Source organism: Alteromonas sp. KUL49 (genome assembly GCF_006538345.1).
Lineage (GTDB): Bacteria > Pseudomonadota > Gammaproteobacteria > Enterobacterales > Alteromonadaceae > Alteromonas.
The window spans coordinates 1-11887 of record NZ_BJKL01000007.1 but is presented as its reverse complement, the minus strand read 5'-3'; the positions used below and the strand labels follow the sequence as shown (position 1 = coordinate 11887).

The window sequence follows — 11887 nt, the reverse complement described above, 5'->3', positions numbered from 1 at the left end:
CTTTTCGACCAAATGCACAGTAGAAAGACGATTTATCTGCACATTTTGGGCGTTTATCGCAACATCTCAGATAACCGCAGTTTAACGATTTAATAACGTATCGCCTCAAAAAATTCACTAGGTTAAATGGGCGGCGGCAAGAACACGGCCTCCGCGTTGCCTAACACATTGAGGATATGATTATGAACTTGCCACGCCGTATTACCTTTACACTTGCCGCTACTTGTCTTGGCCTTTCAGTTGCTAGCACTGCCTCTGCTGAATCTTACCCGGCTCATATTGAAGATGACCTTATTAAGATTTGCGAAGCTATTCAAAATGACGACCGCCTTGATCTTCGTCTTGCGGTCAAAAAGAGTGGGATAAGCTACCGTGCTCTGGCTAATGGTTTAGTGTGCAATGGTGATGACATGATGACCTTTGCTATGAAAAACAACGCTAAAGACACACACGAGTACCTTGCTCGCTACTTTGAAGACAATAATGGAGCACTAACGGCTAAGCGTTAGGCCCACGGTTATGATACACCTTTTCTCATCCCTGGAGTTGGGGCTGTCGCAATCTCGGGCGGCCCTTTTTTCTTCACCACCTGCAGATTCCACTATGTTGCTATCACCCGAACCCGATGCAATGGTTGCGGTGGTATTTTTGTACTGTCAAGCACAAACCCACGCGTTATGTCAGCAACTCATTGCAACCGACAAGTTTGACCGTGTTTATGACGTGTCAGATGAAGATCATTATTTCAGCTTGCTGGACGTTATGCCCACAGCTGTTAGCTTTCTACCAGCGAGATCGAGAATATTGTCTAATAGTCACAACGATTGGATTGCTGTTGGCGACAATAACACCGATGCTTTGATTGCGTTTTCGAGCAGAGCATGGGGGTTTGTCTCTCATGATGCGGATACTGATGAGATTACTACTGCATTGAAAAGAGTTGAGCAGCGACATATGTGTCGACAGCGCAACGCAAAACACAACAGTCTGACCCGTGGGTTGTCCAAGCAACTCGGTGTAAGCGAAGCTGCTTTACTCGCTAGTTTGAAAAGGCAGTATGCCGACAGAAGTAAGCCGCATTCAATCGGTTTGAAGACAGAGCATGGTTGGCGGTCGATAGAGCTTGAATCCTTGATTTGGGTTGAAGCTGCTGGAGACTATATGTGCATTCGTCTGGGGGCTGAAAACGTGGTGGTTCGCATCACACTGACTGACCTTATTGATAAGCTTAACGATAGTCGATTTGTAAAGGCGAGTCGTTCCGTACTAGTAAACACTGACTTTGTGTCAAGCCTCGAACAGACTCATACAGGTATTAACTTTATTATATTGAGTGATGGTAATCGCCTCAAAATTAGCCGACGGTATTTTGCTGAGTATTGGCGGCATTGGCAAAAGCCGACTAGGCCTTAAACAAATGAAGAGGACGAACAACCTATTCAGACCAACGTATTATTAGCTCGGAGCTTATTCTAGCGGTACACTGCTACGGGTCATTAATTGTTTGAGATACGGTGTGTTATTGAAAAAGTTAATAACTGGGCTAGTTGGAGCTTCGGTTATATTAGCGTGTTATTGGTTGGGTCTCTTTATCTCCGACATCTTTCATCTAGCAGTACCCGGCGCTGTTTGTGGACTCATGATGTTGCTCATTCTGCTGTTTGTTTTGCCATCCATTAAAGACTCAGTGGCATTCGCTGCTCAGCCATTGCTCTCTCATATGTCTTTGCTCTTTATTCCTGTTGTGATGGGAGTCGGCGTCTATTGGACAAATATCACCGATAACATCACGAGTTTAGCTATTGCTGTTGTAGTGACAACTTGTCTGGTTTTAGGCATACAAGCAAAGCTTACCGTATGGCTTATGGCCGATGACGAGTCTGAAACCCCATCGAACATAGACGAGAAGTGTCAGTAATCTATGGATCTTCAAACGTTCACTAACATGATTGTGTGGCTCGTTGTTACCGTATGTTGCTATGGAATTGCGCTGGCCTGTGCAAAAAAATTGCGGCTTAACCCACTTTGTCACCCCATAGTAGTTACTGTAGCGCTAGTGAGCTTATTACTGGTAGTTTCTGATACGCAAGTGACACAGTTTCAATCATACACCTATCTTTTACACTGGCTATTGGGGCCTGCGACCGTTGCGTTGGCAGTCCCAATTCACAACCAGTGGGATCGTGTTAAAAAGCTTGGTGTGAACGGGTGGATCAGCATCGCATTCGGCGGCGTTTTTGCGCCTGTTTTGGCTTGCTTCACACTGTATATCTTTGATGCTCCCATGACTCTACAACTTACGATGATGTTAAAGTCAGTGTCTACACCTTTTGCGATGAGTACTGCTGACGCTATCGGTGGTGTGGGAGAGTTGGCAGCGGTGTTTGTAATAGTAACAGGTATTGTAGGTGCCATCATGTCAGATAGTCTCTTTCGCCTACTAAAAATTTCGAATGCAAATGCTCAAGGGTTGGCGTTAGGCACCGTTGCACATGCAATTGGCACGGCAAAAGCCATTCAAAAGGGAGAGCAAGTTGCTGCTATGGCAGTACTTGCAATGTGTATCACTGGTATTGTCACCGTATTGATACTGCCACCTTTGTTTTCCTTGTTCATAGCGGTTTAAACAACTACTCGCCTAATTTTAATGGCAAAATTCGCCAAAAGTGCTATTTCTATTAGTGTTATTTCCCGTCAATATAGACGGGTGTGATTTTAAGTACTACAGTAAAATTCAGCGTTGTAGTTTTAGCAAGTCCAAGTAAATGGGTGGTCCAACGTCTCCATGTATTCTGTTCTCGTCTGTGATGATTCTCTAGTTGCTCGTAAGCAGGTGGCTAAATGCCTTCCCCAAGATTGGGAGGTGTCCGTTCACTTTGCCAAAAATGGTGAAGAGGCCATGGGGTTGCTTAACCAAGGCAAGGGTGACTTATTGCTTCTCGATCTCAACATGCCAATCATGGATGGGTATCAAACTCTTGAAGCGATAAAGCAGGCTAACCTATCTACTAAGACGGTAGTTATTTCTGGTGATATTCAACCAGAGGCACATCAAAGGGTTACCTCGCTCGGTGCAATAGACTTCATTAGAAAACCGGTAGACCCACAGACGTTGCACAGTGTATTAACTAAGCACAACGTATTAGCTAGCGAAAAAGAAGAAGAGGTAGAAGAAGCTTCGTTACACCCAGACGTTCGCGATTGCTATCAAGAAATTACCAATATTGCTATGGGGCAGGCTGGCGATCACCTTGCTCGCATAATGAATGTTTTTGTACGTTTACCCATTCCTAACGTCAACCTTATCGAAGTATCCGAATTACATATGATGCTCTCTGATATTGAGAGTCACGAGCAAGTTTCAGCGGTGTGTCAGGGGTTTATCGGGCCGGGGATAAGCGGTGAAGCACTCTGTATTCTGAGCGATTCGAGCTTTGACGATGTGGCGAAAATACTCGATGTCAAAGGCGCAGTAGATGACCAACTCCAATTAGAGTTGTTAATGGATGCAGCTAGCATCTTGATCGGTACCTGCTTGACTGGGCTAGCCAACCAAATGGACGTTAATTTTAGTCAGGGCCATCCTATTGTTTTGGGGCAACATCGAGCAATTACTGAAATTATTTCCATGAACAAAATTAAGTGGAAGCGTACTTTGGCCATTGAGCTAAGTTACGGTTTAGAAGGTTACAATGTGCAATGCGACTTGATTCTATTGTTCACTGAAGACTCTATGGAAATGATGAATAAGAAGTTGTCTCATTTGTTGGAGGATTTTGAATGAGCCAGTCCTTGGAAGAATTGCAAGAGTTTCATTGGATGATGGACATGCTCCAGTCGGTAGACGTGGGTATAGTCGTGCTAGATCGCAATTGTAATATCCAAATTTGGAATGGTTTTATGGAAAGCCACAGTGGCTTGCTTCCTAGTGATGTTAGAGACAAATCCTTATTTGAGTTGTTTCCGCACATTGACCAAAACTGGTTCAAGCAGAAAACTAAACCTGTTTTTGAATTGAAATCTCGCGCCTTTCTGACGTGGGAGCAACGCCCTTATTTATTTAAGTTTGCAAACTATCGGCCGATTACAGGTAGTGAATCGTTCATGTATCAGAATATCACTTTATCCCCATTAGTATCAGCTACGGGGAAAGTGGATTTCATTAGCATGATGATTTATGACATGACAGATGTTGCGGTGGGTAAGAAGCAGCTTGAATCACTTCAAGTACTGATGAGCGAAGCTCAGGAACGTTCTCAGCGAAGTTAGCCATACAGCTCTCGCATCGATTTGTAAGTTTGTTTTCTCATGTAATCGGAGACTCGCTTCCTATGGGTTCTTTCCTTTTTAGAGGTATCAAAGAATCGTTGAATGGCTTTTTCAGGCTGTTCTTTTTGTTAATTATAACGGTTGCGATAACAGCCTGCGGCGGTGGTTCGGACGATGACACTAGCTCTGGGACAGTTAATTTGTTTGCCAACGCCGGCGCTGACATCAGTGTGACCGAAGGTGGTGAGGTAGTGCTTTCCGCAACCGCTCAAGGCGGTACTCAGCCATACACTTTCTCTTGGTCCTCGTCACCTTCTCTCGATATTACTCAAGAAGACAACACCACTGGTTCTGCAACGTTCACCGCCCCTGCAGTAACAGAATCTACACTTTATACCCTCACCTTACTGGTGAATGACACCGCTGGTGCTAGTGTGAGTGATACCCTAGTTGTAACGGTTGAGCCAACAAATATTTCACCAGTGGCTTTGATCACGGTGCCACAGTGGGATGGGTTAGCGACTAACACAATGCCTGCAGGGGTGTCAGTCACACTCGATGGCAGTAATAGTACAGATCAAGATGCATCAGACTCTTCGTCACCTATCGCTAGTTATGCTTGGTCTCAAACCAGTGGTACCAATGTGATAACCGGCGTTGATGCCGACGAAGCAACACTCACCTTTGTCACGCCTATTTCAAGTACCCAAGAGACATTAGTGTTTCAACTCACGGTCACAGATGAAGAAGGAGCGACTGGGGCATCTTCGGTGAGCTTGTTGATTCAGACTGATACAGATACCTTGCCTGTTGTTAGTGCAGGATATAGTCAGGGTATATTCAGTGGCGAAACAATTTTACTGGCTGGAACCGCAAGTACCAGTGTACCGAGTGCTTTACCATTAACCTATCTTTGGACCACCGATGCGCCATTATCTGTATCTGAGGACAATATGGTCGGAGCATTGACTATTGATGAAAGTACTGAGTTATCTACCTATGCGGTAGCGCCATTAGTAGAGAGCTACACACTAGTGACTTATACGCTCTCAGTGACGGATGCCTTTGGAAATACTGTTGATGACAGTATAAGTGTGGCAATAAGGCCACTTCCCACACAGTTGATAAATGATACAGGTGTACTTCAGCAAGCTACAGATACAGCTATTACTACGGTTCAACAGAACGATTGGCCAGGTCAAGATGCACAGCGAGGGGCCGATGTAGTAGCGCAGAACGGATTCATTGAAAAAGCAGGCAGAGGCGCGCAAGGATTCGATTTTACAAGACTGAACACGAACGGCGATGAGCAAGACGATAGTGCAACCACCTGGTCATGTGTGCGTGACAATGTCACCGGGTTAGTTTGGGAAGTGAAAACTGATGATGGCGGTCTGCATGATGGCGACAATACCTATTCATGGTATCAAGATGAAGTCAGCGGTGGTTTTACGGGAGACATTAACGGAACCGGAGCTACCTGTACTCTGACTAACTGCAACACCCAAGCCTATGTGACTGAGGTCAACGCTCAAGGATTATGTGGCTTTTATGATTGGCGAATGCCCACCCACAATGAGCTTTTCTCGCTTATGCATTTTGGGGTTCCAACACAAGCCGCTATTGATACTGATTACTTCCCAAACACTGGCGATCTTGCTACGACACCACTCTGGTATTGGACGTCGGTACCCAGCGCCGATGGTGTGAGTAATGATGCAGCGCAAAATGCTTGGGCACTTGATTTCGATTCAGGGGTAGATAACTTCCTGAATAAATCGACACCCGCTTATGTACGATTAGTTAGAGCAGGGAGATAACTATGAAAACCACGTTAACGACACTGTCTACGCTGGCGCTATTGGCTGCATCGGTTGTTCTGCCCTCTGGCGTTTATGCACAAACCTGTTTAGCTGATGGCTTGGAAACTACGCCTAGCGCAAATTTCTCTGAACTTACCTCGGGGAATGTGTGGCACCAAACCACCGACTTGGTTTGGCAACGTTGTGCACTAGGTCAAACGTGGACGGGAACCACTTGCTCTGGTAACGCAATTCAATATACATGGCAAGAGGCACTAGCGTTAGCCCAACAAGCCAGTGACACGGATCTATTAGGGTGGCGATTGCCTAATGTTAAGGAATTGGCAACCCTCACCGAACGCGATTGTGTACGACCAGCCATTAATACCACCTTGTTCCCAGAAACTCCGCCAGATGATTTTTGGACATCTACACCCTCCACATCCGACCCCGACAGAGCGTGGGTAGTGGCATTTTTTAACGCGAGTCATTCGGTAAAAGAAAAGGATAGATTCATTTATGTGCGACTGGTGAGAAACTACGTGGACGAATAGCGTCGATGAATAACATAGAGGTGAGTTAAGTAGAACCTAACTCATCTTTAACCTGATTTTTCGTTATTTAGACTCAAGTAGACTTTATTAATCCGCGCAAGCTAGCCACAATATTGCTATGAAATTTAGCAAAGCTCCTTTCAAGCACCTATGTGCTTACATTGTAACCACACTTGCACTTATTGTTAGCGCAATGCCTGCCCACGCAGATTTTACTTGTGATATCGATTTTGCATACGGCATTGCGGTGAATAATTCTCAGGTACGCGTGATGGAAAAAACACGCACTGTCATTCAGATTAATGAACAACACCAGCTATTTATTGGCGGCACGCTCCAGACCTTGTCGGAAGACGAGCAGCGCTTACTCAAAGAGTACTCAAGAGGGTTGCATTACGTTGTTCCTAAAATGATTGTGCTGGCAACTGAAGGTGTTGATCTTGCGGTAGACACAATTGAACGCGTATATCTTGGGCTAGTAGGACGAGATCATGAGAGCTTCGAGCGTTTGAACAGTGCGATGAAGCGGGTTCGCTGGAAGGTTAAAGACAAATTCCGCCATGCGTCAAATCACTATTATATTGGCCCAGGTACCCTTGAGAGTGTTGATGAGTTTGTTGATACTGAGATTGAAGCCCAATTGGAAGAGGCCATATCAACCTCAATCGGCGGCATTCTTTCGGCCATTGGCGGTATCAACACAGAAGAAGGCGAAGTGAGTGAAGCTAGGGTGGAAGAGATTGCCCGTCAGTTAGAAATGATGGGTGAACAACTTGAACTAGAAGTTGGTCCAAAAGCGGACACTCTGAGAAACAAAGCGCAATGGTTTTGCAATAAGCTCAAGCGACTCGATCGCATCGAGGAAAAGTTAAGAGCGTCGGTAACTGCGTTGCAGCCCTATGACATTATTACCTCGCAGCCGCAACACAACACTCAGTCTGGTGATTAACCATCATACAAAGCAAGACAGCAATGAATTTAGGTATCGGCGTCCTTTGGCGGTTACCTTCCATTGATGCTTGTCGGTATCTAACAAACCTTGAGTTGAGGCGTTTTCAAGCGCCTGCAACACCTCATTGGACAAGTCCATTCCCGTTAGTGCTTCATAATCTTCAATAGGGCAAGGCTCTACCAACCTAAATCGATTCATAAAAAACTCAAAGGGTAAGTCGTCTCTTGCCACCTCAACACTGGTATCGAGGTACGGACGGTCAAGTGTCATATATCCTCTCGGGTGTTTCACTTTAACCGTTCGAGTTATTGTTCCTGCGTCGCTGTCAGTGATTTTTCCATGAGCGCCGCAACCAATACCAAGATAGTCTCCAAATCGCCAGTAATTGAGATTGTGTGCACACTGATGGCCTTCTTTAGCGTAAGCGGATATCTCGTACTGGGTATACCCAGCTTGCTGAAGCCTTGCATGACCTTGCTGTTGAATATCCCACAGGATATCGTCGTCAGGAAGCTCTGGTGGTTTTGAGTAAAAGGGGGTGTTGGGCTCAATAGTAAGTTGATACCAAGATAGGTGATATGGATTGAGGTCAATCGCCGTGTTTAAATCATTTAGCGCGTTATCAAGAGACTGTTCTGGTAATCCATGCATCAAATCTAGGTTGAATGTAGGTACACCTGCATCATGAGCTTGCTTTATCCCATCAATAGCTTGCGTAGCATCATGAATTCGACCTAGCGCTTTTAAGTGCGTCGTTTGGAAACTCTGCACGCCCACCGATAAGCGGTTAATACCGGCTTGCTTAAATGCCGCAAATCGCCCTGATTCGAGCGTACCAGGATTGGCTTCCATGGTAATTTCAGCGTCTTTTGCTAAATTTATGCGGCGCTTCATGCCTTCTATAATCTGTGCGATCCCATCGGGCGAAAATAAACTGGGTGTACCTCCACCTATGAAGACTGTCTCGACTTCACGTTGTCCAATTCGTTTCGCATCCTGTGCTAAGTCATCCAATAAATGTGCGACATAAGCGCTTTCAGGAATGCTCGACTTTACGCCGTGTGAATTAAAATCGCAGTAGGGGCATTTCTGTACACACCAGGGGATGTGTACATACAAGCTAAGTGGTGGATTACGCAAAGGTTTGTCTCATTGAATCCAGTAATGTGACAAGCGCTTTACCACGATGGCTTACCTTATTTTTTTCGGCCTTAGCCATTTCAGCAGCAGTGCACTCATGTGTTGGTACGTAAAATACCGGATCGTAGCCAAACCCGTCACTGCCCTGACGCTCAGTTTGAATATTACCCTTCCACTTTCCTTGGCTAATTAACGGCACTGGGTCGTCAGAGTGCTGCATAAACACCAAGGTGCAAAAGAAATGAGCTGCGCGATTGCTCACACCTTCCATTTCACTGAGCAGCTTGGTGATGTTTCCTTCACTATCGCCATGTTCACCAGCATACCTTGCTGAATAAATACCTGGCGCGCCGCCAAGGGCATCAACCACTAATCCAGAGTCGTCTGCAATAGCAGGTAAGCCTGTGACTTTAGCTGCATGCCGAGCTTTTATGATAGCGTTTTCGACAAAGGTAGTGCCTGTCTCGGGAACGTCTTCTACGCCCAGTGTTTTCTGAGCTACCATTTCCACGCCGAACTGCTCGAACAGACTGGTAAACTCGTTCAATTTGCCTTGGTTACCTGAGGCTAAAACGATTTTCTTAGGAAAAGTTGTCATTGGCTTTTTCTTACTTGCTCGCTATTTTTTCTTGGCTTTTTTCGCTTTAGCCGTTTTTGTTTTGGCTTTTACTTTTTCTTTTTCGCGGTGGATTTTGGCGCTTTGTTTTTAGGGCGAAGTTCAGCAATTACTCGAGACTTTAATGGTTCACCCATATATCGCGCTGCTTTGCCAATCATTTCAAAGTCGTGGGCTTCTACTAATGATATAGCGGTGCCCTTTGCGCCAGCTCGGCCGGTTCGCCCAATACGATGAACGTAAATGTCGGCTTTGCGTGGCATATCAAAGTTTATAACATGACTTACGTTGGGCACATCAATACCGCGAGCAGCAACATCGGTGGCCAAAAGAATAGGTACTTCGCCACTCTTGAATCGCGCCAGCGCCGCATTGCGTTTGTCTTGTGGCATTTCCCCTTGCAACCAGCATACGGGAATGTCTTTCGACGCCAAAAAGTCTTTTAGCATCTGTAGTCTATCGCGGGTTTTTACAAATACCACGGCTGAACTGGTTTGTGTGGTAAGTATGTGAACCAACAGCGCTTGTTTGTGCGCCATGTCATCTGCGAGATGGTACCACTGATGAATCTTGTTCTTTTCTTTGCGCGAAGGGTTCGCCTCAATAACTTCTGGGTTATTTAGAATGTCACGGGCAAACTGATTCACACCACCACCTTCCAGTGTGGCAGAGAACAACATATTTTGTTTTCTCCAGCGTGCCTCAGCAGCAATTTGATTCACAATAGTAGAGAATCCCATGTCTAACATGCGGTCTGCTTCATCGAGAATTAAACATTCGATGTCACGGCAATCCGCCGTTTCTTTTTCAATATGTTCGAATAGTCGACCCGGTGTTGCCACTAAAATATCTAGGTTTTGGCTTAAGGTTTCTTTGTCGGTACCGTAATTAATACCACCAGTAATTACACCACACACAAGGTTGGTGTGTTGGGTGATTGCTTTGGCTTGTTCATAAACTTGTAACGCCAGCTCTCGGGTAGGCGTAAGTATGAGCACCCGAGTCGCACCAGGCTGTTGACGTGGGAAGTCGAGCAAAAACTGACAGGCCGGCAGTAAAAACGCGGCGGTTTTTCCTGTGCCTGTGGGAGCCGAGGCTAAAATATCTCGCCCATCCATCGCATGTGGGATAACTAAAGATTGTATGCTTGTAGGGCTTTCAAAACCCATATCTGTCGTCGCCTGAATAAGGGCGTCGTCTAATTCGAGATCTTCGAAATTCATTATTACTTCATTTTCGCTAGGTATTGCCTGCTATTGTAGCACTCCTGTGCTAAACATCAGAGTGTAATGCAAGAGTAATTGCCGCTACACGGCTTTTGTTAAGTTGCTCCTTTATTTGAGCACCTTTAAAACCCTGCTGAATAATGGCTTGAACATTAACCTGAGAGGACGCTTCAGCCCCTTTTATTAAGGCGTGCCGGTATTGCTCCCATCCATCAAGGCGTTTTGTTTGCGCGATGATATCGCAGCATTTGAGTAGTGCATCGAATCTCTCTTTTCTGCGCCATAAATCAGCTTTATTGAATACGGCGAGGATATCTATGGCGCTTGAACGCGGATCGATGAGGGTGGCTAAGTGCTCCGTTACTAATACGAGCAAATCTGAAACACTATTTGGGCATTTGAGTTGCGCTGTCATCGTTTTTGCCGCTTCTGTAGTGAGACTATGGCAAAGTAGGCTAAATTTGATGGCGACCTCAATGTCCTTTTCTTCACTAAAGTGGTTTTTGCAAGCATAGGCCAATGCGGCTATGCCCAATTGATAACCCACACTCTCTTCCTCTAGACCGCTAAACCAAGAATTCAGGCTATGGGTGATTTGCAAAGTATTAAAATAGACTTCGGGGTTTTGTTCTAACAGGCTGCGTTTAGTTTCTTGCCAAACGCGCTCTGCACTGAGATGCATTAGCTCACCCGACTGGGCCATGTTAGCCATTAATGAGAGGGTCTCAGCGGCGATTGAAAACCCTAGATAATGATAGCGTGCCGCGAAACGCGCAACGCGAAATACTCTCAGCGGATCTTCACTGAACGCATTGGAAACATGGCGTAGAGACCGGTTGTTGAGGTCTGCTTCACCGCCGTAAGGGTCAATGAGTGTACCGTCAGTGTCAAAGGCCATGGCGTTAACAGTCAAATCTCTACGAAGAAGATCTTCTTCCAGAGTCACTTCTTTTGAAGCATCGCATTCAAAACCAAGATAACCTTTCCCAGATTTACGTTCGGTGCGGGCTAGCGCGTATTCTTCTCCGGTTTTAGGATGTAAGAATACTGGAAAGTCACTACCTACCTGCTGATAACCCAACGCGAGCATCTCTTTATCAGTGGCACCAACGACAACGTAGTCTCGTTCGGTGACTTCTCGTCCGAGTAATGTGTCGCGAACTGCACCGCCGACTAGATAAATTTGCATGTATTGCCTTTTGTTTGAGGTTGTCGTTGATTTACCGCCGCCATTTTATGGCGGAACGAGTTGGCTCACAATACGAGTCAACAAATAAACGCCACCGTTGGTTTTGACTTCTGGTCTAGCTCTGGTAGTTTAATCTCGG

General features: G+C 45.6%; 12 protein-coding genes and 1 pseudogene. 9 read left to right on the top strand and 4 right to left on the bottom strand.

Annotated features, from left to right (window positions below):
- The first annotated feature begins 182 nt into the window (after positions 1 to 182).
- The 9 genes from EYS00_RS13005 to EYS00_RS12965 all read left to right on the top strand — a co-directional run bounded on the left by EYS00_RS13005 (position 183) and on the right by EYS00_RS12965 (position 7574).
- Complete coding sequence (locus EYS00_RS13005; protein WP_130637291.1) at positions 183 to 509, top strand: DUF3718 domain-containing protein; 327 nt, start codon at positions 183 to 185, stop codon at positions 507 to 509.
- Positions 510 to 519: 10 nt separating this feature from the next.
- Positions 520 to 1413, top strand: coding sequence for a LytTR family DNA-binding domain-containing protein (locus EYS00_RS13000; protein ID WP_130637289.1), 894 nt, complete (start codon positions 520 to 522; stop codon positions 1411 to 1413).
- 109 nt (positions 1414 to 1522) lie between these two features.
- Positions 1523 to 1918 (top strand): CidA/LrgA family protein, encoded by a 396-nt coding sequence (locus EYS00_RS12995; RefSeq protein WP_165399381.1) that lies wholly within the window; start codon positions 1523 to 1525, stop codon positions 1916 to 1918.
- Between the two features lie 3 nt (positions 1919 to 1921).
- Positions 1922 to 2626: an LrgB family protein gene (locus EYS00_RS12990; RefSeq protein WP_130637285.1), complete on the top strand. Its 705-nt coding sequence runs from the start codon at positions 1922 to 1924 to the stop codon at positions 2624 to 2626.
- A gap of 159 nt (positions 2627 to 2785) precedes the next feature.
- Positions 2786 to 3784 (top strand): response regulator, encoded by a 999-nt coding sequence (locus EYS00_RS12985; protein ID WP_130637283.1) that lies wholly within the window; start codon positions 2786 to 2788, stop codon positions 3782 to 3784.
- On the top strand, positions 3781 to 4269 hold the full coding sequence (locus tag EYS00_RS12980; protein WP_130637281.1) for a PAS domain-containing protein: 489 nt from the start codon (positions 3781 to 3783) through the stop codon (positions 4267 to 4269). Before EYS00_RS12985 ends, EYS00_RS12980 begins: the two co-directional genes overlap by 4 nt.
- Before the next feature lie 62 nt (positions 4270 to 4331).
- Positions 4332 to 6089, top strand: coding sequence for a DUF1566 domain-containing protein (locus tag EYS00_RS12975; protein WP_130637279.1), 1758 nt, complete (start codon positions 4332 to 4334; stop codon positions 6087 to 6089).
- 2 nt (positions 6090 to 6091) lie between these two features.
- Positions 6092 to 6625, top strand: coding sequence for a DUF1566 domain-containing protein (locus EYS00_RS12970; RefSeq protein ID WP_130637277.1), 534 nt, complete (start codon positions 6092 to 6094; stop codon positions 6623 to 6625).
- Positions 6626 to 6818: 193 nt separating this feature from the next.
- Entirely contained in the window at positions 6819 to 7574 is a 756-nt protein-coding gene (locus EYS00_RS12965) for a DUF2884 family protein (RefSeq protein WP_242618777.1), read from the top strand.
- A 3-nt stretch (positions 7575 to 7577) separates the two neighbouring features.
- Here the strand turns inward: EYS00_RS12965 and hemW are convergent, their stop codons facing one another.
- From hemW to EYS00_RS12945, 4 genes and pseudogenes are all read right to left on the bottom strand, one after another.
- Positions 7578 to 8717, bottom strand: a complete 1140-nt coding sequence (hemW, locus tag EYS00_RS12960; protein WP_130637273.1) for a radical SAM family heme chaperone HemW — start codon at positions 8715 to 8717, stop codon at positions 7578 to 7580.
- On the bottom strand, positions 8710 to 9315 hold the full coding sequence (rdgB, locus tag EYS00_RS12955) for an RdgB/HAM1 family non-canonical purine NTP pyrophosphatase (protein ID WP_130637271.1): 606 nt from the start codon (positions 9313 to 9315) through the stop codon (positions 8710 to 8712). The genes hemW and rdgB overlap by 8 nt, the downstream gene beginning before the upstream one ends.
- 21 nt (positions 9316 to 9336) lie before the next feature.
- A pseudogene (gene srmB, locus EYS00_RS12950) lies at positions 9337 to 10556 on the bottom strand (ATP-dependent RNA helicase SrmB).
- Positions 10557 to 10605: 49 nt separating this feature from the next.
- Entirely contained in the window at positions 10606 to 11748 is a 1143-nt protein-coding gene (locus EYS00_RS12945; protein WP_130637267.1) for a CCA tRNA nucleotidyltransferase, read from the bottom strand.
- Positions 11749 to 11887: the final 139 nt, after the last annotated feature.

Coding starts and splice junctions, on each gene's coding strand:
- EYS00_RS13005 (WP_130637291.1), top strand. CDS start 183: ATGAACTTGCCACGCCGTATTACCTTTACACTTGCCGCTACTTGTCTT.
- EYS00_RS13000 (WP_130637289.1), top strand. CDS start 520: ATGATACACCTTTTCTCATCCCTGGAGTTGGGGCTGTCGCAATCTCGG.
- EYS00_RS12990 (WP_130637285.1), top strand. CDS start 1,922: ATGGATCTTCAAACGTTCACTAACATGATTGTGTGGCTCGTTGTTACC.
- EYS00_RS12985 (WP_130637283.1), top strand. CDS start 2,786: ATGTATTCTGTTCTCGTCTGTGATGATTCTCTAGTTGCTCGTAAGCAG.
- EYS00_RS12980 (WP_130637281.1), top strand. CDS start 3,781: ATGAGCCAGTCCTTGGAAGAATTGCAAGAGTTTCATTGGATGATGGAC.
- EYS00_RS12975 (WP_130637279.1), top strand. CDS start 4,332: ATGGGTTCTTTCCTTTTTAGAGGTATCAAAGAATCGTTGAATGGCTTT.
- EYS00_RS12970 (WP_130637277.1), top strand. CDS start 6,092: ATGAAAACCACGTTAACGACACTGTCTACGCTGGCGCTATTGGCTGCA.
- EYS00_RS12965 (WP_242618777.1), top strand. CDS start 6,819: ATGCCTGCCCACGCAGATTTTACTTGTGATATCGATTTTGCATACGGC.
- rdgB (WP_130637271.1), bottom strand. CDS start 9,315: ATGACAACTTTTCCTAAGAAAATCGTTTTAGCCTCAGGTAACCAAGGC.
- EYS00_RS12945 (WP_130637267.1), bottom strand. CDS start 11,748: ATGCAAATTTATCTAGTCGGCGGTGCAGTTCGCGACACATTACTCGGA.